General features: G+C 58.1%; 18 protein-coding genes and 1 tRNA gene. 10 read left to right on the top strand and 9 right to left on the bottom strand.

What is annotated here, in order from left to right; genetic code table 11:
* The first annotated feature begins 19 nt into the window (after positions 1-19).
* Complete coding sequence (locus DLM45_RS16435) at positions 20-334, top strand: response regulator (RefSeq protein WP_246317102.1); 315 nt, start codon at positions 20-22, stop codon at positions 332-334.
* Positions 309-623, top strand: coding sequence for a response regulator transcription factor (locus tag DLM45_RS16430; RefSeq protein ID WP_246317093.1), 315 nt, complete (start codon positions 309-311; stop codon positions 621-623). Before DLM45_RS16435 ends, DLM45_RS16430 begins: the two co-directional genes overlap by 26 nt.
* 60 nt (positions 624-683) lie before the next feature.
* Here the strand turns inward: DLM45_RS16430 and DLM45_RS00660 are convergent, their stop codons facing one another.
* Together DLM45_RS00660 and DLM45_RS00655 are read right to left on the bottom strand one after the other, a co-directional pair.
* Positions 684-3,926: an efflux RND transporter permease subunit gene (locus tag DLM45_RS00660; RefSeq protein WP_181335082.1), complete on the bottom strand. Its 3,243-nt coding sequence runs from the start codon at positions 3,924-3,926 to the stop codon at positions 684-686.
* A 69-nt stretch (positions 3,927-3,995) separates the two neighbouring features.
* Positions 3,996-5,195, bottom strand: a complete 1,200-nt coding sequence (locus tag DLM45_RS00655) for an efflux RND transporter periplasmic adaptor subunit (protein ID WP_210269769.1) — start codon at positions 5,193-5,195, stop codon at positions 3,996-3,998.
* 340 nt (positions 5,196-5,535) lie between these two features.
* Here DLM45_RS00655 and DLM45_RS00650 point away from each other — a divergent pair, with 340 nt between their 5' ends.
* Both DLM45_RS00650 and DLM45_RS00645 read left to right on the top strand, forming a co-directional pair.
* Positions 5,536-7,854 carry a TonB-dependent siderophore receptor gene (locus tag DLM45_RS00650; RefSeq protein WP_181335081.1) on the top strand — a complete coding sequence of 773 codons (2,319 nt, stop codon included), beginning with the start codon at positions 5,536-5,538 and terminating at the stop codon, positions 7,852-7,854.
* 137 nt (positions 7,855-7,991) lie between these two features.
* Entirely contained in the window at positions 7,992-8,297 is a 306-nt protein-coding gene (locus DLM45_RS00645) for an ETC complex I subunit (protein ID WP_181335080.1), read from the top strand.
* A 132-nt stretch (positions 8,298-8,429) separates the two neighbouring features.
* On the opposite strand, the gene DLM45_RS00640 is transcribed toward DLM45_RS00645, so the two are convergent.
* On the bottom strand, positions 8,430-10,076 hold the full coding sequence (locus tag DLM45_RS00640; RefSeq protein WP_181335079.1) for an OFA family MFS transporter: 1,647 nt from the start codon (positions 10,074-10,076) through the stop codon (positions 8,430-8,432).
* Positions 10,077-10,293: 217 nt separating this feature from the next.
* On the opposite strand from DLM45_RS00640, the gene DLM45_RS00635 reads away from it, so the two are divergent.
* The 6 genes from DLM45_RS00635 to DLM45_RS00610 all read left to right on the top strand — a co-directional run bounded on the left by DLM45_RS00635 (position 10,294) and on the right by DLM45_RS00610 (position 14,149).
* A tRNA-Arg gene (locus DLM45_RS00635) sits at positions 10,294-10,370 on the top strand.
* 117 nt (positions 10,371-10,487) lie between these two features.
* Entirely contained in the window at positions 10,488-10,997 is a 510-nt protein-coding gene (locus DLM45_RS00630; protein ID WP_181335078.1) for a DUF4142 domain-containing protein, read from the top strand.
* 13 nt (positions 10,998-11,010) lie between these two features.
* Positions 11,011-11,220 (top strand): hypothetical protein, encoded by a 210-nt coding sequence (locus tag DLM45_RS00625; RefSeq protein WP_181335077.1) that lies wholly within the window; start codon positions 11,011-11,013, stop codon positions 11,218-11,220.
* A 111-nt stretch (positions 11,221-11,331) separates the two neighbouring features.
* On the top strand, positions 11,332-12,402 hold the full coding sequence (gene dinB, locus DLM45_RS00620) for a DNA polymerase IV (RefSeq protein ID WP_181335076.1): 1,071 nt from the start codon (positions 11,332-11,334) through the stop codon (positions 12,400-12,402).
* A gap of 182 nt (positions 12,403-12,584) precedes the next feature.
* Entirely contained in the window at positions 12,585-13,679 is a 1,095-nt protein-coding gene (gene rfbB, locus DLM45_RS00615) for a dTDP-glucose 4,6-dehydratase (RefSeq protein WP_181335075.1), read from the top strand.
* A gap of 167 nt (positions 13,680-13,846) precedes the next feature.
* Complete coding sequence (locus tag DLM45_RS00610) at positions 13,847-14,149, top strand: EF-hand domain-containing protein (protein WP_181335074.1); 303 nt, start codon at positions 13,847-13,849, stop codon at positions 14,147-14,149.
* 140 nt (positions 14,150-14,289) lie between these two features.
* On the opposite strand, the gene DLM45_RS00605 is transcribed toward DLM45_RS00610, so the two are convergent.
* From DLM45_RS00605 to DLM45_RS00580, 6 genes are all read right to left on the bottom strand, one after another.
* Positions 14,290-15,021 carry a proteasome-type protease gene (locus tag DLM45_RS00605; protein WP_181335073.1) on the bottom strand — a complete coding sequence of 244 codons (732 nt, stop codon included), beginning with the start codon at positions 15,019-15,021 and terminating at the stop codon, positions 14,290-14,292.
* A gap of 21 nt (positions 15,022-15,042) precedes the next feature.
* Positions 15,043-15,867: a transglutaminase family protein gene (locus DLM45_RS00600; RefSeq protein WP_181335072.1), complete on the bottom strand. Its 825-nt coding sequence runs from the start codon at positions 15,865-15,867 to the stop codon at positions 15,043-15,045.
* A gap of 9 nt (positions 15,868-15,876) precedes the next feature.
* The gene (locus DLM45_RS00595; protein ID WP_181335071.1) at positions 15,877-16,824 is read right to left on the bottom strand and encodes an alpha-E domain-containing protein; all 948 of its coding nucleotides are present in this window, start codon (positions 16,822-16,824) and stop codon (positions 15,877-15,879) included.
* Between the two features lie 7 nt (positions 16,825-16,831).
* Positions 16,832-18,226, bottom strand: a complete 1,395-nt coding sequence (locus DLM45_RS00590) for a circularly permuted type 2 ATP-grasp protein (RefSeq protein WP_181338135.1) — start codon at positions 18,224-18,226, stop codon at positions 16,832-16,834.
* A 167-nt stretch (positions 18,227-18,393) separates the two neighbouring features.
* Positions 18,394-18,639, bottom strand: coding sequence for a hypothetical protein (locus tag DLM45_RS00585; RefSeq protein ID WP_181335070.1), 246 nt, complete (start codon positions 18,637-18,639; stop codon positions 18,394-18,396).
* 8 nt (positions 18,640-18,647) lie between these two features.
* On the bottom strand, positions 18,648-19,790 hold the full coding sequence (locus tag DLM45_RS00580) for a PepSY-associated TM helix domain-containing protein (RefSeq protein WP_181335069.1): 1,143 nt from the start codon (positions 19,788-19,790) through the stop codon (positions 18,648-18,650).
* Between the last annotated feature and the right edge of the window lie 4 nt (positions 19,791-19,794).

The following is a 19,794-nucleotide window of genomic DNA, read 5'->3' as shown; positions in this document are numbered from 1 at the left end:
AAAGGAATACAGTCCTGTCATGAGAACCGAAGCCAAGAAAAAGATTCTCTGTATCGAGGACGACCGAGAGACCGCTGCTGTCATCGCTGAGGAGCTGAGCGATCTCGGCTACCAAGTGTTGACCGCTTACGACGGACACCAAGGTTTCAGTTCGATCCTGACAGATGCGCCGGACCTCGTTTTATCGGACATCAGCATGCCTGTCATGTCGGGATTCGAAATCCTGGAACGCTTGACTTCGTTGTCGGCGAGATTTTCCGATTTACCTTTCATGTTTCTGACGGCGCTTGCCGATCGGGAGAATGAGTTTGAAGGGCCGACGGCTCGGCGCTGATGACTATGTTACCAAACCGATCGACTTTGAAATTCTTGGCACCATGATCGCGCGGCGGCTCGGTGAAAATCCTCGCAAGGCGCCAGCCACACATTCCATCACGGACCGCGAAGCGGAAATTCTGACCTGGGTCGCACGGGGTAAGACCTCTTCGGAGATTGCAGATATCCTCGGAGTCGCAAAGAGAACTGTCGATTTCCACGCCGACGCCGCGCGCGCCAAGCTCAACGTCTCGACGCGTACCGAAGCCGCCGTCAAAGCTGCCATCCAAGGCATCATCAAAGCCTGAAGTCCTTTTGCGTTCTGCCAACCAGAAGCGCCGATCAAGAACGAACCGCGGGCATGAGTGCTACTCATGAACGTCATCCTCTTGCGGTTTTTCGGAGATTTTACTGTCCGGATTTCTTCCGCCGAGCATGACGAACAGAGCCGGCACGACCAGCAGCAGCATCACCGGACCGATAAGCATGCCGCCGACGATCACTGTCGCGAGTGGACGCTGGATCTGGCTACCGATCCCGGTTGAAAGTGCTGCAGGCAGCAGTCCGATGCATGCCGATAGCGTCATCATGAGGATCGGTCGCATTTGCCGTTCGCCCGCTTCGAACATTGCATTGACGGATGACAGGCCCTTTGCCAGCGACTCCTTATAGGCGTTGATCAACAACACCGCGCTCATGACAGACACGCCGAAGAGCGAAATGAACCCGATCGCCGCGCTAATGCTGAACGGCAGATTCATGGCGTAGAGCGCAAATATGCCGCCGCAAATGGAAAAGGGAATTCCGAGTAGCGCCATGAAGCTGTCCCGCCAGGATTTGAACAGCACGTAGAGCATCAGGAAAACCAAAACGAGCGTGATCGGAATGATGATCGTGAGCCTTTGCTTGGCCTGCTGAAGCCATTGATATTCGCCCGCCCAATCGATGCGATATCCCGGCTCAAGCTTTATCGATTTCGCGATCCGCTCTTGAGCTTCCATGATCGCGCTGGACAGGTCGCGGTCGCGAACGCTGAACTTTACCGGAATGTAGCGCTGGTTGGATTCGTGATAGATATAGGACGCGCCTGTTTCGAGGTTGATATCGGCGAGTTCGGAAAGTGGCACGTAGGCGTTCGTACCGCTCGGCGTCGGAATACCGACACGGATTTTCCGAATGCGGTCGATGTTTTCGCGATACTCGGCAGCGAGTCTCACCGTTACGGCGAACTGCCGATCGGCTTCGAGGAGCGTGGTTGCCTCCGCGCCGCCAAGGGCCGCCTGGATAACAGCCGTCATGTCGCCAGCGTTCAAACCATAGCGGGCGGCCTGTTGCCGATTGATCTTGATGTTGAGATTGGGTTGGCCCAGCACAGGAAACACGCCGACATCCGTAATTCCGCGAACCGACGATATTTCCTTGACGACGTCTTCGGCGATCTTCTGAAGCTTGCCTAGATTGGGCCCTATGATTTTGATCGAGTTTGCACCTTTAACGCCGGAAAGCTGCTCTTGAACGTTGTCTTGAATGTACTGCGAGAAATTCAAACCGATGCCGGAAAACTTGCTGGTGACCTCCTTCCGAATGTCTTCAATAAGGTCCTCCTTCGTGAAGCCCGCCGGCCACTCGGCGTATGGCTTTAGGGGCGCAAAGAATTCGGCGTTGTTGAACCCCGCCGCGTCGCTTCCGTTGTCCGGCCGTCCGTGCTGCGAAACGACGGAAATAACTTCGGGGTGATGATAGATGATCTCCCGAACCTTCTGAACGATGGGCATTCCTGCTTCGAGCGAGATCGTCGGCGGCATCGACACTCTTATCCAGAGATTGCCTTCTTCGAGCGTCGGCATGAATTCGCTACCGAGCCGAGAAGCCGCAAGACCAGCCACCGCAACCGCCACTACGCCGAGTGCAACCGTCAACTTGCGAAACGAGAGCGACAATCCGAGAAGCCGCGAATAAACGCGCCGCAGAACTTTAACGACCCTCGTTTCGACCTCATGCACTTTGTCGGGAAGCAAAAGTGAGCAGAGGCACGGGGTAATCGTGAAGCAAGCGAGCAACGCACCGGAAAGCGCGTAAGCGTATGTCCGCGCCATTGGTCCGAAAATCCGACCCTCGACACCCTCCATAGCAAACAACGGGATGAATGCCGCAACGATGATCATCGTTGAGAACAGGATGGATTTGTCCACCTGCGCACCGCTGATGAAGATCAGACGCATGCGATCGGTCCAGGTGGCGTCCGTCGAATTGGCCTTCGGTTGGCTCGGATCGGGGCCATAGGCGCCGTTCCGAAGGCTCTGCAGCAGGCTCGCTCTCTGCGCCGATCCGGCTTGCAAATTCCGGAATACGTTTTCGACGAGGATGACCGCCGCATCCACGATGATGCCGAAATCGACCGCGCCAAGAGACAGCAGGTTCGCGTCCTCACCGCGCAGCACGAGAATGATGATACTGAATAGCAGCGCAAACGGAATGTTGATCCCGACGATAATTGCGCTCCTTAGATCGCCGAGAAACGTCCACTGAATTAAGAAAATGAGGAGGCACCCGAAGAGCACGTTGTGCATGACGGTCGCCGTCGTAATTCCGACGAGCCCGCTGCGGTCGTAAAAGGGGACGAGCTTGACACCTGGTGGCAAGGTCCCATCCACGTTCATTTTCTGAACTTCGGCTTTGATCCTCGGCAACACGTCGTTCGTGTGCATCGTGGGATTCATCACCACGATCGCAGCGACGACATCGTCTTGCGTGTTCATGCCCGCTTTTCCCAAGCGTGGCACATATCCGACCGTGACTTTCGCAATATCCTTGATCGTGATCGGCGCGCCGTTCGCCTGAGTGAGAACCACATTCTCGATATCGTTGACGCGATATCCGTTTCGCAGGTCGTCTTCTCCGCCGCTGTCGAACAGACCGATGCCGCGAATGTTGACGGATTGCTGGCCGAAATTGATTGTGCGACCACCGACGTTGATATTCGCGTTTCCGATCGCGGCGATGACTTGCGGGATCGTCACGTTGTAACGATCGAGCTTGTCGAGGTTCACCTCGACTTCAAATTCCTTGGTCGTCCCGCCCCAGGTATTAACCTGCACGACGCCTTCGACGGTCAGCAGGCGTCGCTGGATCACCCAGTCTTGCAGCGTCCGGAGATTGGTCAGTCCGTAATGCGGTGGCCCGACCAACTGATATCGATACACCTCTCCGACGAGACTTGAGCTCTGGATCGTTGGCTGAACGCCATTTGGAAGACTTACGTTTTGCTGCAGACTGAAAGCTGCGCGCGTCAGGGCAAAATAATAGTCGATATCGTATTTGAAGACGACGCGGACGAAGGAGAGACCGTAAAACGAAGTCGATCGGATCACGCTGACGCCCGGCGTGGCCGCAAGACCGACTTCCATCGGAATGGTGTAGTAACGCTCCATCTCTTCGGCTGAGAGGCCGGGCGCTTGCGCGGTGATCTCAAGAATGACAGGTGCCGGATTCGGATACGCTTCGATGTTGAGATGAGTGAAGGCATAGAGGCCCGCGACGCCAAAACCTGCGAGCGCGAGCAGCACGAGCAGTCGCTGGGTCAACCCGATGATGAGCAGTTTCTTCAGCAACAGATTGACCTGGAATGAATTGCGGGAGGAGGGCAGCGCATTGCGCGGAAAACTTGCGGAGTTATTCGCTTATTCGGTTGCGCCGGAACTTTCGTTGGAAAGGAAAAGGCCACCTTCGGCGACCACACGCTCGCCGGATTTCAGCCCCTTGAGGATTTGCCAGAACCCGTCTTGCGCAGCGCCCGTTTGAATGACGCGGCGCCCGAAGGCATTCGCTCCCTCCGAAACCCAAACCGTCATCGATCCGTCACCTTCACGCACGACCGCATTGAGAGGCACCGCGATCGACGGAGAGGGATCTCCCGTCCAGATCACAAATTTAGAGAACATGCCGGAGCGCAACTCGTGATCGGGATTTTTGACTTCAGAGCGAACGAGAACGCGCCGCGTGTTGGGGTCGACCATCGCGTCAACCAACGTGATCTGTCCATCGAATGAGCGCCCCGGAAAAGCATCCACTTTAACTTGGACACGCTGACCGGGCCGGAATGCCGGACTGTCCATCTCAGGAACGTTCGCGATCATCCACATCGTATCCATATTAGCCACGGTGTAGGGAGCCACGCCGCTACCGGGTTGAACGAAGAGACCGGGAGAGGCATTGCGCAGCGTGATGCGCCCATCGACCGGGCTTTTGACGATCAGGGTCGCATCTGCCAGCCGATGTTCAATGATGTTATCTATTTCCGCGTCAGTCTTGCCGAAGACGTGCAACGTGTTCCGTGCAGTGTGCAGCGCGCCCTCTGCGCTCTGCTGATCGGAGATTGCCTGCTCGACATCTTTTTCTGCTGTGGCATGCGTCTTGAGGAGTTCGCGCAAGCGTTTCAAATTCCGGGTCGTCAGTTCAGAGACGCCCGCAGCAGAAATGACCGACGACACGGCTTGAAGAAGATCAGGGCTATCCAAAGTGAAGAGGATATCGCCCTTCTTGACGTTTTGCCCCGTCTCTCCGAACACCGAAATGATGCGGCCCGCGTACGGCGGATAGACTTGAACGGTCAGGTCTTCGTTGAAGCTGATCGTTCCGATTTCTTCTTTCTCATCGCTGAATATTTTCTCGTGCGCCGGCGCGATTTTCAAAGACGTAATCTGGTCATTCGAGAGCACGACTGTGTCGGTGTTCTGCGGGGAGGTTATCGCCGCAGCGGCTTTGCTCGCCTCAGTCGATGGAGCGCGAGCCTTATCGATGCCTGCGTCGGCGTAGAGAAAGAACGAAACCAGCGCCGCGCCGCAGAGCACGATCAGAACCAAATATTTCCACTTGAGCATGACAGCGAGTCCGGAAACCACCTGCGCGATAAGTAGACGGAGCGCGCGGACGGTCTACTGTGATTAGTCACAGTCATCAGATGCGGCGTTCACCAAGCGACGATCCCGGTGCCGGTTGATGAGAGGTTGGCTAGGTTTTAGCAAAAGCGATGAGAACCCAGTCCGGAAGCGTATTAGCCGAGGTGGGAAAAAGTCTCGAATAGAGCTTTAAGCCGCTGGTCGGATACCCATCGGACACGCCGGATAATTTTATTCCTTTTTGGTCTACAATAGCCCTTGACGCGTCGGGTCAGCGCGCTACGCACAGGCATCAATTTATTCATTTTGCCGGGGGGCATCCATGTTGAAGGGAACGAGCGCCAATGTGTTGGCGCTGTTCGCATTCGCTTGCGGCTCGTCGATTGCGTCGATTTCGGCCCATGCGCAACAGACGGACTCGACAAATCAGGCGGCGACGACGCAATTGCCCGAGGTTGTCGTCCAGGGCGACGCCAGTGCCAAGAAGCCAGCGAAGAAGAAGTCTACCAAGGCCGCGAAGATCAAGTCGGCACCCGTAGCGCAAGCGACGATCTCTCCCGCGCCAGATTTCGCAATCGACCAGCAGCCAAGCGACGGCAGCAGCGTGCCGCTGACCACGACGGACGGCTATGTGTCAGTCGAAAGCTCGGTCGCAACCAAGACCGACACGCCGGTGAAGGAAATTCCGCAGTCCATCTCGACTGTGACGCGTAAGCAGCTCGAAGACCGCAAGCCGCAAAGTCTGTCCGATGCATTCGGCTACGTTCCGGGCACGCGCGTCAACAACTCGGGCTTCGATCCACGCTTCGACAATTTCTACATCCGCGGGTTCGACGCGTCGTACTCCGGCATCTATCGCGACGGACTGCGCCAGATATCGAGCAGCTTCGGCCAATTCCGGACCGAGCCGTATGGGCTCGAAAGCATTACGATTCTGCGCGGACCGTCCTCGACGCTCTATGGCGCGAGCAATGCTGGCGGCATCGTAGACATGTATGACAAGCGGCCGACGGCAACGCCGTTCCATGAGATCGAACTCATCGGCGGAAGCTATGATCGCTTTCAAGGCAACTTCGATTTCTCGGGCCCCATCGCGCCGGGCAGCGACGTGCTCTATCGCTTGACGGGCCTCGTCCGCGAAGCCAACACCGAAGCATACGGCGTGCCGGACGATCGCATCTATATTGCGCCCGCCGTCTCCTTCAAACTCGACCCCGACACCAAGGTCACGATCCTCGGCGAATACATGGACGCCAAGACCGGTGGCAACATGGCCTGGTGGAATGACTTAAGCGATCCGCTGCGCCCGCGCCGCACGGACATCTGGTCGGGCGACCCGAACTTCAACACGTTCAGCCAGACGCAGGAGCGGATCGGCTACGAGATCGACCATCGCGTCAACGGCATCCTCACCGTACGTCAGAAGGCACGGTACTCCCATCTCGACTCGACCGGCGAATACATCGACATCATCGAAGAGACCGCGCCGAACGTCTGGGATCGCGCCAACGGTGTTATCGAAAGCAACGTCCATGTCTTCAACATGGACAACCAGGCCGAGGCGCGCTTCGCCACCGGACCGCTCAAGCATACCGTGCTTGCGGGCGTAGACATGGCCTACGTTTCGTACACCGAAAACTACGGATACGGCGACGCCTCGACAGGCGTGCCGCCGCTTGTCAACTACAACTATGGACAGCAGTTCATTCCGACGCCGAACATCACGGAGCTGACGTCGCAGAAGCAGTTCATGATCGGCACGTATCTGCAGGATCAGATCAAGCTCGGCCGCTGGATTCTCACATTGGGCGGGCGGCACGATTGGGTCGATACGAAAACGACGAACGATACGACGGACGACGGCGATCCAAAGACCACGGAGCGCCAGCACGACGAAGCCTGGTCCGGCAAAGCGGCGCTGTCATATTTGTTCGACTCTGGCTTCGCGCCGTATGTCGCTTATGGCACCTCGTTCCTGCCCAATACCGGCACGGACACGGACGGCAATCCGTTCAAGGCGGCAACCGCGGAATCGAAAGAGCTTGGCTTCAAGTATTTTGTTCCAGGCGCAAACGCATCCATCTCGTCGGCCATTTTCGACATCACGCAGAAGAACGGTCTCGTCAACGAGCCGTTCGAAGAGGAAAACGGCATCATCACCACCGTGCTCGTGCAGCGGGGCGTCCTGCGCTCGCGCGGCTTCGAGATCGAGGGCAACACGACACTCAGCAATGGCCTGAGCCTGCTGGCGTCGTACTCATACATCGCGATGCAGATCGAAGACGATGCCGAAGGCAACTACGGCAACGACCTCTCCAGCATCCCGCGCCATACGTTCTCGATTTGGGGTGACTATACGCTGCGCACCGGCATGTTCCGCGGGCTCGGCATGGGGCTCGGCGTCCGCTACATCGGCACCAGCTTCGGCAACGACGAGAACACCTTCAAGAACAACGCCCATGCGTTCTTGGACGGCGCACTGCACTATGACCTCGGCGAACTCGATCCGAAGTTCACCGGTGCCCGCCTGCAGGTCAACGCCAACAACGTCTTCGATCGCCGCGAAGATGTCTGCTCGTCCGGCTACTGCTATCTCGACCAGGGGCGCATGGTCATCGGAAGCCTGCGCTACCGCTGGTAGGGCGAGGGCAGGGCTCCCAAGCCAGATCCGCTTGCCCGCTCGTAGAGCGGAAGCTATGCCGCACCTCGACTGGTCGCTTTTTCCGTGAACCCGGATATCCTAGGTTCACGAGGAATACGACACGAAGAGGCTCGACAATGACCGCGCGCATCTACAAGCCGGCGAGAACCGCTATGCAATCCGGTGAAGCGCGGACGAAGGACTGGGTGCTCGAATTCGAGTACACGACGCCACGCCGTGCCGACCCTCTGATGGGCTGGACAAGCGCACGCGAAACGCAGCCCCAGGTTCGCCTCGAATTCGATACGAAGGAAGAAGCGATCGCATACGCGACGCGCGAAGGCATCGCCTTCACGCTTACCGAGCCGAAGCCGCGTAAGCCGATCCGGAAATCCTACGCCGACAACTTCCGATACGGCCGCACCACCAACTGGACGCACTGATCGAGCGCGACCGGGCTTTCAACGGCGCCGCATCGCATTTCGCGATCGGACGGGGTGCGCAGTGTTTCCAATAGTCTGAGTAGTGCTCAGCGGCGGGCTTACCCGTAGGTAGCCGCCGCAAAGCGTATCTCGTTAGCCGAACAGCGCCACGGCCTTCGTGAGCGTATTCCAGACACCCCACAGGAACGGAATTCCGACCGCGATCCAGGCGATCAGCGCGCCCGGCGTGAGGCCGCCGAAGCCAATACCTTGGCCGCCCTTGGTGGCATTGGACCCTGGCGTAGCCGCTTGTAGCGATTCCATCTCGGCCTCGCTCATCATCCATTTCTGCGCCACAGGACGAATGAGCGAGTTGGCAATCAAGCCTACGAGCAGGAAGCCCGTCAGAATATACATCGTCCGGTCATAAACGAGCGCACGCGGCACGCCCGCCGCGATCTGCGCATCGCGAATGTAGCCGATCACCAACGGTCCGAGCACACCGGCCAGCGACCACGCCGTCAGCAGCCGGCCATGGATGGCTCCAACGAACTTCGTTCCGAAGATATCGGCGAGGTACGCTGGCAATGTCGAGAAGCCGCCGCCGTACATCGTGATGATGACGCAGAACGCGGCGACGAACAGTGCGATCGATCCCATATGCGCCAACGACGGCGCGATGGCATAAAGCGCGATGCCGAGAAGGAAGAAGCAGTAGTACGTCGCCTTGCGTCCGATCTTGTCGGAGAAGAATGCCCAGAGGAATCGCCCGCCGCTGTTGAACAGCGAGAGCAGGCTGACAAAGCCGCCCGCGATCGCCGCGACGGCGGCATGCTGCCCGACATCGAGATCGCCAAACTTGATGCCCGGTTGCCCGATGAGAGATCCGGCGAAGATTTCCTGCAGCATGGGCGAGGCCATTGCCAGAACGCCGATGCCCGCCGAGACGTTCATCGTCAGCGCCGTCCAGATCAACCAGAACTGCGGTGTCTTGTGAGCGTTATCGAGATGAACATGGCCCGTCGTAATCATGGCATGCGCACGGTCATGCGGCTCGACCCAGCCATCGGGCTTCCAGTTGTCGGGCGGCACGCGGTAGCCGAACGCGCCGCACAGCATCGCGACGAGATAGATGCAGCCCATCACCGCCATGGCTTCCCAGACGCCGACAGAGTGATCGCTCTTGAAGTGGTTCATCAGCAGGATTGCGAGCGGTGAACCGATCATCGCGCCGCCGCCGAAGCCCATGATGGCCATGCCGGTTGCCATACCGCGCCGGTCCGGAAACCATTTGATGAGCGTCGAGACCGGGGAGATGTAGCCGAGGCCAAGGCCAATGCCGCCGATGACGCCGAGGCCGATCCATAAAAGCCAGAGCTGATGGATGTAGACGGCGAATGCAGAAATGAGAAACCCGCCGCCCCAGCAAAGTGCCGCTGCAACACCCGCACGACGCGGACCCGCGCGTTCCAGCCAACCACCAAAGGCAGCGGCCGAGATGCCGAGGAAAACGATACCGATTGTGAAAGTGACAAGCAGGTCGCTGACGTTCCAGTCGCAGGTCGTCGTGAACAACGCCTGGGCGATCGTCATGTCAGGGCAGCTCACCGGCTTGGTAACGCCAAGGGCCTGCGCCATCGGCAGCCAAAACACGCTGAGACCGTAGCTCATTCCGATGCAGAGGTGGATCGCGAGGGCCGCCGGAGGCACAAGCCAGCGATTGAACCCAGGTTTCGCGATGATGCGCGCGCGGTCAAGAAGTCCCGGCGCCGGCGTCTCGGCGGCACTCAACGTTGCCATGCGTGTTTCCCCACTGAAATGAAGCCGCAGTCGCAGCTTTTTCCCTTTTCTTGCACTGTGCGGCTGAAGCATTCAACTGGCCGGTGTACAATAATTGTGGCCGTTGCAGGGGGCCTAGCGGCCTTGCGTTTCGGAAACGCCCCGATTATCGGTGTTCTGGCCTTGAAAATGGCCTCAGGCGGCTCTCTGTTAAGAAAGAGAGCGAACGCGCCAAAACGATCCCGTAGCTCAGTTGGATAGAGCATCTGCCTTCTAAGCAGAGGGTCGCAGGTTCAAATCCTGCCGGGATCGCCAATGATTTCAGTCCAGTACTGAGACTCCACACCCGGCTCATAGCTTCAACCGAAAGACGAACTTCGGAACGATTGCTCGCGGCGGGCATTGTCGGTGAAGTTTCTGGAGGAACCGCCGATGAAAAACCTAACGCCGCTTTTGGCTATTTCCTGCTTATTTGCGACCGCCGTTGAAGCCGCCGAAGTTCCGAAGGCTACTCATGATTTTGTCGCTGATGTCGCTGTTTCGAATAAGTTCGAAATCGATACGAGTGAGCTGGCCCTAAAGTACGGAAAGGCGGCTGACGTTCGAAATTTCGCTCAGCAAATGATTACGGATCACACGGCGGCAGGACAAAAATTCAAGGCCGCTCTTGCGGAAGCCAGTATTCAGCCGCCTGCGGATTCCCTCGATGTTGCTCACACGGCCAAATATGCAAAGCTTCGCGTGTTCACGACCGAGGCTGGGTTTGATGCGTCGTACACCCAGGAGCAACTCAAGGCGCATGAAGACGCCGTCGCAAAGTTTGAGGCCTACGCCACGAGCGGTCCAACGCCTGCGTTAAAAACCTTTGCCAACGACCTGTTGCCGACACTTCGGCATCATTTGCAGATGGTGAAGGATCTTGAACCTAAGGTTCGAAAATAGAGGGCGGAAAAACATGGCCGACCCGAAGTCTCTCGAACCCGGACATATCCCGGGCCAGAATCCGAACACCCCCCAACGTCTGCCCGGTAACACGGCGGAAAAGGAAGAGCGGAGATTTCCGTTCGGCCGCTCGATCGCGACGGTTGTCGGTGTGGCTGCGATTTGCATCGTAGCTTATGTCATTCTCCTGATGGCAGGCGTCTCCAGTCCCTCAGGAAATTGATAAGAAACGCGCGAGAGAATGTCGCGCAGTACCTGCGCGGGTGTGGATCGAACGTCGATGGTGCCCCCGGAGCAATATTGGCCAAAGCCGGCCCTATGCTAATCTCCTCCGATGCACGGAGGCACGGTCCGAAAAATCATCCACATCGACATGGACGCGTTTTATGCGTCGGTCGAGCAGCGCGATAATCCCGAACTGCGCGGGAAGCCGCTGGCGGTTGGATTCGGCGCCAAGCGCGGGGTCGTTGCGGCCGCGAGCTATGAGGCGCGCGCATTCGGCGTACGCTCTGCCATGCCGTCGACGACAGCGATCCGGCAATGCCCCGACATCATTTTCGTGCCCCCGCGCTTTGAAGTCTATCGCGCGGTCTCACAGCAGATTCGTCAAATTTTTGCGGAGTACACGCCTCTCTTCGAACCGCTTTCGCTCGACGAAGCCTATCTCGACGTAACGGAGAATTTGCGAGGCCTTCCCACCGCCGCCATGACCGCCACGGAGATCCGCGCTCAAATCCTCGCCGAAACCGGACTCACGGCTTCGGCTGGCGTGTCGTACAACAAGTTTCTCGCCAAACTCGCCTCCGATATGCGCAAACCCAATGGCCAATTCGTAATCCCGCCACAGCGCGGCGCCGAATTCATCGAAGGCTTGCCGGTGAAGAAGTTTCACGGAGTGGGGCCGGTGACGGCGGAGAAGCTCAACGCGCTGGGCATACAGACGGGCGGCGATCTGAAGGCGCGCTCGCTCAACTTTCTCGAAGAGCATTTTGGAAAAGCAGGCGCGTGGTATTACGCCATCGCCCGCGGCGAAGATGACCGCCCTGTTGAGCCCAATCGGCCGCGCAAATCATCCGGCTCTGAGACAACCTTTTCCGAAGACCGCATTCGCCCCACCGATGTCGAAGCAGGCGTGCTCGAAATGGCTGATGATGTCTGGGCGTGGTGCGAGAAGAACCAAAGCTTCGGCGCGACCGTTACCGTCAAAATCAAATACGCAGACTTCCGCATTGTCACGCGCAGCCGGACAGCTTCACGTCCAGTGACCTCGCGCGAGCTTCTCCACGAGATCAGCGTCGCCTTAGTGCGATCTGTTTACCCCGTTGCGATAGGCATTCGGCTGGTCGGTGTTTCGGTTTCAAAATTCGCTTCAGACGAAGATGCTCAGCTCGAACTCTCGATCTGAGTCCGCCAGCCGAGTGGCGACTTGCCGCCAAGCCGCATGACTGCGCGCAATCTACGTGTGCATTTAAGCCCCAGTCCGAAGGTCTTTGTAGGGATCACACGATTGCACCCTCTGGCCGCCGGGCATCCTCTGGTATGCACTGGGGACATTGTGGGGCGCATTGAAGGGGCGGGGGAGAGACTATGCGCGTTGTCGTAACGGGCGGAGCGGGGTTCATCGGCTCGGCGCTGGTGCGCTATCTCGTTGGCGTCCGCGGCTGGACAGTCGTGAATGTCGATAAGCTGACCTATGCAGCCAATCCTGCGTCGCTCGCGCCGATCGCCAACCATCCGAATTATCATTTCGTACACGCAGATATTTGCGACGCGGACGCCATGGGCAGCGTCTTAAGCAACGTCGCGCCGCAAGCCGTCATGCATCTCGCGGCTGAGAGCCACGTCGATCGATCGATCACGGGTTCGGCGGAGTTCATCAAGACCAACATCCTAGGGACGCACGTGCTGCTCGAGGCGTCGCGGCATTATTGGTCGGATCTTCGCGGTGATGCGAAGTCGGCATTCCGATTCCTTCACGTCTCCACGGACGAGGTTTACGGCACGCTGCCAGGAGACGGCTTCTTCGTTGAAACGACACCGTATGATCCGCGTTCGCCCTACTCCGCCAGCAAGGCATCGTCCGACCATCTTGTGAGCGCGTGGCGCGAGACATACGGCTTGCCGACATTGATTACGAACTGCTCGAATAACTACGGCCCGTATCATTTTCCGGAAAAGCTAATCCCGCTCGTGCTGCTGAACGCGCTAGAGGAGAAACCACTGCCCGTTTATGGCGACGGCAGGCAAGTGCGAGATTGGCTATACGTCGACGATCACGTCAAAGCGCTGACGTGCGTATTGGAGCGCGGAAAGATCGGTGAAACATATAATGTCGGCGGTCGCGCACCGATGGAGAACATCGCGGTTGTCGAGCAGATTTGCGATAGTCTCGATGCCCACCGCCCGACATCCAGAAGACGACGCGATCTCATCACTTACGTTGCGGATCGCCCCGGACACGACCGGCGCTACGCGATCGATCCCACAAAAATCGAAACCGAACTCGGCTGGCGCGCCGAGCAGACATTTGCGAGCGGAATTGCGGCGACCATCGAATGGTATCTGAATAACGATGCGTGGTGGCGCCCACTGCGCCAAGGTGTTTATTCCGGCACTCGCCTTGGTCTTCTTGCTGCGGAAGTCGCGCCAGCCGCAGTGGCTGTCGGCTCCGAGCAAGACTAGATCGTCCGCACTAGATCGTTCGGCATGCCGAATCCCGGAAAGAATTGCCAGAGCTGCCCTTGAATGTGCGCCGCGAAAAGACGCGGGATGTGCGGCCGTCGAAAACGAGCACAGGCTCCGTATCAGCAACGAGCGACGGCATCGTAACCCTCGATGGAGAACACGCGATGACCAAGGAATGGATCGCCTTCATTTCGGTACTGCTTGTGTCTGGATCAGTCGCCGCTGCCGATAACTGGGCTAGCAAATTCAAGATCTTGGACGCCGACGGCAGTGGCTCCGTCAGCCGCACGGAGTTTGAAGAGAACGTTTCGAAGCTGAAGCTCGATCCGGCGCCGACATTTACCGCAGTCGACGTCGACAATAACAATAGCCTCGATCCGGACGAATGGGCCGCCGCTGAAAAAATGACGAATGCGTACAATACACCCTGCAGGTCCTCGACATCTTCGTGGTGCCCGAAGGACTAAAACAATCTTTGAAGACACAACGACCGGCGCTCGGAGTCCGGAGGAATTTCATCCGGGCGCCGGACGGCGCGCTGAAAATGGAGGGATGCCTGCCACAAGAGGCAGGGAGCAGACGCCGGCGGTTGAGCCCTCAGCTTCGACTAGACCTCGAATTCCTCAATGGTTGTGAACGCCTGCCGCAGCGCCTCAGACCAGGCGCCTGAAAGCTTGCGGAAATATTCGTCTTCCGGACCGATGCGGATCTCGCGCGCCACGTCCAGCACGTCGGCTTCGCAAACCACCAGGTCGATCGGCATGCCGACGGATAGGTTCGAACGCAGCGTTGAATCGAACGACAGCAAAATCAGTTTCGCTGCTTCGCCCAAGCGCATGTCGGACCGCGCCACGCGATCGAGAATGGGTTTGCCGTACTTGTGTTCTCCGATCTGAAGGAAGGGTGTGTCGACGGCCGCCTCGATGAAATTTCCTTCCGGGTAGATCTGGAAGAGGCGGGGACCTTCGCCCTTGATCTGGCCGCCAAGGATGAACTGATTGTTGAAGCCGAGGCTGCTGGCTTCCAGCGCTTCACCATCGATACGCCGCTCTGCTCTGATGGCGTCACCAACGACGCGTGCCGCGCGGTACATGTTGGCAGCGTTGAAGAGATTAGGCGTTCCCGGATCGTTGTCGTCGAGCGCCTCGTTCAACATGCTTATGACGGACTGCGTAACGGCGAGATTGCCGGAGCTCATCAGCACGAGCACGCGCTCTCCCGGTTTGCGCCAAACCTGAAGCTTTCGATATTGCGAGATGTTATCGATCCCGGCGTTCGTGCGCGTGTCAGCGGCAAATACCAATCCTCGCTTAAGCCGGATCGCTACGGCGTAGGTCATGCGTCGCCTCTCCCATGTCGTTTACTGTTGTTGGCTGGCATGCCGCTGAACCTCGACCATAACGTCAAGCTGCTCGCGCGCCGCGCCATGCCGCATGCCCCGGATCGGCGCGGCGAACGTCGAATCCAAACCGGCAGCGAGACGAACGTAATGATCGGTCGGGCAAGACCGATTTGCCGGATCAAAGCCGACCCAGCCGAGGTCATTAATCCAGACTTCCGCCCAGGCATGGTTCGCTTCGGCCGGTTCGTCGCCAATCAAGAGATACCCGCTGACATAGCGCGCAGGAACGCCAAGCGCCCGGGCTGAGGAAATGAAAAGATGCGCGTGGTCCTGGCAAACGCCGACGCCATCCCGCAGCGTTTCGGCGGCTGTCGTATGAGCGTTCGTCGCGCCGATTTGGTAGTCGACGGCATCTCGCACGGCAAGCATAAGGCGATGCATGCTCTCGATGCTGGCGGGCTGTCCAGGTTCATGCATACCAGTCTCACGCGCCAAGGCAATGATGGCTTCGTTGGCCGTCGTCATCGGCGTCTGGCGGCGATAGACATTAAGAGGCGCGGGGTCGGCAAGGCCGCTAACGATGCCGGCGCGTTCCTCGGTTTCGACAATGCCTTTTGCGATGATAACGGACTCGACGTGCGGATCGGTACAACTCACAAGATGCACCGTGTTGCCGAAACCGTCTCGAAACGCCTTGGCCGCCTCAATGCCGCGCGCATGAATTTTCCATTCGATAACGCGCTGTCCCTGAAACGAGGGCGGCGTCAGGCGTAACGCCAGGATCGAATATTTGGTCGGTTCGCCGTATGTGTAACGCGTGACATGCCCAATCGAGATGCGCATGGCCGGTCCTCAATCGCTGAAATGGTAGGCGCTTGAAATTTCATTACCCAGCTTATTGTTGCGGGCGATGAAATCTTGAATGAACTCGTGCAGGCCGGATTGAAAAATGCTTTCGATGAGAGACTCGAGCAGCAGGTCTCGCGTGGACTCGGCCGTCGCGTGACAATCGTTCCGGGCGCCGTAAAAAATTCCAAGATCGCGAAGCGCAAGCGTGATCTCGTCGTAGCACGACCGCAGCGATCTCGGCATTTGCCGGTTGAGGATCATGAACTCGGCGATCTTGAGTGGGCGGTATTCATCCTTGAAGACCCAGCGATAGCTCCGATGTGCCGAAACGGAGCGCAACAGCGCAACCCACTGATAATTGTCCTTGCCGCTTCCAACTAGGTCGCTCGATGGAAGAAGGTGATAGTATTTGACGTCGAGGATACGCGCCGAGCTGTCCGCTCTTTCAATGAAGGTACCGACCTGACTGAAATAGAACGTGTCGTTGCGCAAAATCGTATTCAACATGGCGCCGCGATAAAGCGCCGAGCGCGAACGTACCCAATCGAGCAGCTCGGGAAGAGAGTTCGACGTGACGGAAGCCGGTTTGATGGCTGAAAATTCGAGCCACGAGCCGTTTAGGGATTGCCACATCTCCCGCGTTAAAGCTGTTCGTTGCGCGCGTGCGCTCCGCCGCGCGCTCGCGAGGCACGAGGCAATGCTCGACGGGTTTCCGACGTCGAACAGCATATAGTGGATGACGTTCCGCGAGTTGAGTTCGCCGTGGCGCTGCGTATATCCATCCAGGCATCCGGCGCTTTCCAGCGTCGACCGCCACTCCTCGTGAAAGCCCTCATCCTGGCGCGGAAGAAGAACAATGCGGTAGCCCACCTCCAGCAGGCGCGCCATGTTCTCTGCACGCTCCACGTAACGAGAGAGCCAATACAGGTCGTTTGCTGTTCGTGAGAGCATTCCTGTTCTATTCCTGAAGCACCCAGGTGTCTTTTGTGCCGCCGCCTTGGCTTGAGTTGACGACAAGCGACCCTTTCTTCAGCGCGACGCGTGTCAGCCCGCCGGGCATCAGCCGCACTTGATCGCCGACCAGAACAAACGGCCGCAAATCGAGGTGCCTCGGCCCGATACCCGCGTTGATGAATGTTGGGCACGTCGAGAGCGAAAGTGTCGGCTGCGCGATGTAGTTGTTTGGGTCCGCGATAATCTTTGCTCGGAAGGCCTCGATCTCGTCCGTCGTCGAGCGTGGACCGATAAGCATGCCGTAGCCGCCCGACCCGTGAACCTCTTTAACAACGAGGTCCGGCAGATGAGAGAGCACATATTTCAGGCCCTCCGGGTCACGACAGTTATAAGTTTCGACGTTCGCGAGAATGGGCTCCTTGCCGGTGTAGAATTTAATGATCTCGGGAATGTAGCTATAGATCGCCTTATCGTCGGCGATGCCGGAGCCAGGTGCATTGACGATCGCGAGGCGGCCGGACCGGAAGACGTCGAATATGCCGGGCACGCCGATGAGTGACGTTGGATCGAAGACAAGCGGATCGAGAAAAAGATCGTCGACGCGCCGGTAAAGAACGTCGACACGCTTTAGCCCTTCCGTCGTCTTCATGCGCAGGAAGCCGTCGATGACTGCAAGGTCGCAGCTTTCGACGAGATCGATCCCCATCTGATCGGCCAAAAACGAATGCTCGAAATAAGCGCTGTTGAAGATTCCCGGCGTAAGAAGAGCAATGTTCGGTTCCGCATCGAGATTGCGCGGCGAGACGCTCTCAAGAGTTTTTAGAAGCGCATCGGGATAGTTCTCGACCGGCCGCACGCGGTTCCGGCTGAAGAGATCCGGAAACAGATGCATCATCGTTTCGCGATTTTCGATCATGTAGGAAACGCCCGACGGCGTGCGCGTATTGTCTTCGAGAACGGCGAAATCGTTCTCATTCGTGCGCACGATGTCGATACCAATGATGTGGCTATAGATGCTGCGTGGAGGATCGACTCCGATCATTTCCGGCAGAAACGCCGAGTTCTGAATCACGAGATCCACCGGCACTTTTCCAGCCTTCAAGATCTCTTGGCGATGATAGATATCGTAGAGAAACGCATTGAGCGCCCTGACGCGCTGCTCGATCCCTTGCTCGAGCTTGCTCCATTCCGCGCTTGAGATGATGCGTGGCAGAATGTCGAACGGGATCAGCCGTTCGGCAGCCTCCTCGTCGCCGTAGACCGCGAACGTAATTCCGGAACGGCGAAAGAGAACCTCCGCTTCGGCAGCTTTCTGCCGCAGCGTTTCCATGTGCTGAACACCCAGCCACTCGGCGAACGCTCGGTACGGTGCCCGAATTTCGCCGCCGCCTCCCGTCATCTCATCGAATGCCGCGCCCAAGAACCCCTCCAATCGCGAGCCTTGAAGAGAGCATCGCAAAGGTTGGGCCAAGCGCAGAAACGCAGCTAAATCCGGGGCAAAGGACTGCACACCGGTGAAATACTGCCGTTGAAATAGGCAGAGTGCCTGCTTTGCAGGCGCGCAAACTACTCGGTGCTGTCACCGTCGCCGATCGTATCGCCGTTGTCACCGACGTGGCTGCGCCAGGAGCGCCACACGTGCCAGGCGATGGCGGCGAGCGGAAGCCCTACCGCGGCACTCCAGAAGTAATCTTGCACGCCGTCTTCAAGCAGAGCCGCGACCAGACCGACGCCGCTGACAATCGCGAGCAGCAGCGGGACAGCAAAAATCTGGCGCAACGTCTTCGGCCGCGTCGATGATGGTTCGCTCATGAAGCCCGTTATTCTGTCGCGAGGCGCGCGTCGCGCGAAGGCCGCTCGGCACGCTGTTGGGCACGGCGGCCCTTCCAGAGGTATAGCCCCGAAATCAATACGATGATCGCGATGACATCCAGGATCGCCCAGATGATCCTGAGGGTCAGGCCACCGTAGTCACCGAAGTGAAGCGGCTGAGAGAGGAGCAGTGTGGAAACGTACCAGGGCATTGGCCGCGTTTCGACGAATTCGCCGGTTGCGGCATCCACGAGCACGGGCTGCAACAGCCGCGAGGTTACGGCGCCGCGTCCCGCCATGAAGACCATGAAGTGCGACGGAGCGGAGAACATGTTGCCCGGATAGGCGATGAAGCGCGGCTTCATATCTGGAAGCTTGTCCTGCGCCGTCTTCACCACCGTGTCGATCGATGCAAGCTTTTCAGGACGCGGCCGGTCGCGAAGATCTCCCACCATGTCGGTGACTTCGTAGAACTGCCAGATCTTTATGACGAGATCCGCCCAGGTATTGATGACGCCCGTGAAGCCGACGACCACGAGCCAAGCCACTGCGGCAATGCCGAGAAGATTATGGAGATCCAGCCAGCGAATGCGTTCCGTTCGCCGGAAGCGGATCGTGCCGAAGTTTAGTTTTCGCATCGGCGGTCCATAGACGACGACGCCGGAAATGAGAGCGATGACGAAGAGGAATCCCATCAGGCCCAGAAACAGCTTCCCACCCAGTCCGAGATAGAAATCGGTGTGCAGCCGAAGCATGATGGCCGTGAAACGGGTGGAGAAATCCGGCGCGTCAAGGAACTGCGCCGTATTGGCATCGAAGCGAGCGAGAACGTTCGTCGACGGATCTCCGTCGTACTTCTCGTTGATCGACGCCCAGGTTACGTTGGGTTCGTGCTCATCCCAGAAAAGGAACTGGATCGCTTTTCCAGGAAAATGCGACATGGCGGACGCAGCAATCTGGTCGAGCGTTGCCGGCTTCGCTGTCGTAACCGTCTGCTCTACCGGCTTCACCGAGTCATGCAGAAGCTCGTCGATCTCCTCATGGAAGATCAGCGGCAAACCGGTAATGCACAACATGAGCAGGAACACGGTCGAAATCAGACTCGACCACTTGTGAACCCAAACCCAGCGGCGCATCGCCTTGTTCGTCATCAGA

It is taken from the genome of Hyphomicrobium methylovorum, assembly GCF_013626205.1.
GTDB classification, from domain to species: domain Bacteria; phylum Pseudomonadota; class Alphaproteobacteria; order Rhizobiales; family Hyphomicrobiaceae; genus Hyphomicrobium_B; species Hyphomicrobium_B methylovorum.
The sequence above is the reverse complement of the archived record's forward strand: the minus strand, read 5'-3'. Positions and strand labels throughout refer to the sequence as shown.

Excerpts from the sequence above, each read along its gene's own strand:
- DLM45_RS16435 (WP_246317102.1), top strand. The coding sequence starts at position 20 with ATGAGAACCGAAGCCAAGAAAAAGATTCTCTGTATCGAGGACGACCGA.
- DLM45_RS00655 (WP_210269769.1), bottom strand. The coding sequence starts at position 5,195 with ATGCTCAAGTGGAAATATTTGGTTCTGATCGTGCTCTGCGGCGCGGCG.
- DLM45_RS00650 (WP_181335081.1), top strand. The coding sequence starts at position 5,536 with ATGTTGAAGGGAACGAGCGCCAATGTGTTGGCGCTGTTCGCATTCGCT.
- DLM45_RS00645 (WP_181335080.1), top strand. The coding sequence starts at position 7,992 with ATGACCGCGCGCATCTACAAGCCGGCGAGAACCGCTATGCAATCCGGT.
- DLM45_RS00640 (WP_181335079.1), bottom strand. The coding sequence starts at position 10,076 with ATGGCAACGTTGAGTGCCGCCGAGACGCCGGCGCCGGGACTTCTTGAC.
- DLM45_RS00630 (WP_181335078.1), top strand. The coding sequence starts at position 10,488 with ATGAAAAACCTAACGCCGCTTTTGGCTATTTCCTGCTTATTTGCGACC.
- DLM45_RS00625 (WP_181335077.1), top strand. The coding sequence starts at position 11,011 with ATGGCCGACCCGAAGTCTCTCGAACCCGGACATATCCCGGGCCAGAAT.
- dinB (WP_181335076.1), top strand. The coding sequence starts at position 11,332 with ATGCACGGAGGCACGGTCCGAAAAATCATCCACATCGACATGGACGCG.
- rfbB (WP_181335075.1), top strand. The coding sequence starts at position 12,585 with ATGCGCGTTGTCGTAACGGGCGGAGCGGGGTTCATCGGCTCGGCGCTG.
- DLM45_RS00610 (WP_181335074.1), top strand. The coding sequence starts at position 13,847 with ATGACCAAGGAATGGATCGCCTTCATTTCGGTACTGCTTGTGTCTGGA.
- DLM45_RS00605 (WP_181335073.1), bottom strand. The coding sequence starts at position 15,021 with ATGACCTACGCCGTAGCGATCCGGCTTAAGCGAGGATTGGTATTTGCC.
- DLM45_RS00600 (WP_181335072.1), bottom strand. The coding sequence starts at position 15,867 with ATGCGCATCTCGATTGGGCATGTCACGCGTTACACATACGGCGAACCG.
- DLM45_RS00595 (WP_181335071.1), bottom strand. The coding sequence starts at position 16,824 with ATGCTCTCACGAACAGCAAACGACCTGTATTGGCTCTCTCGTTACGTG.
- DLM45_RS00590 (WP_181338135.1), bottom strand. The coding sequence starts at position 18,226 with ATGACGGGAGGCGGCGGCGAAATTCGGGCACCGTACCGAGCGTTCGCC.
- DLM45_RS00585 (WP_181335070.1), bottom strand. The coding sequence starts at position 18,639 with ATGAGCGAACCATCATCGACGCGGCCGAAGACGTTGCGCCAGATTTTT.
- DLM45_RS00580 (WP_181335069.1), bottom strand. The coding sequence starts at position 19,790 with ATGACGAACAAGGCGATGCGCCGCTGGGTTTGGGTTCACAAGTGGTCG.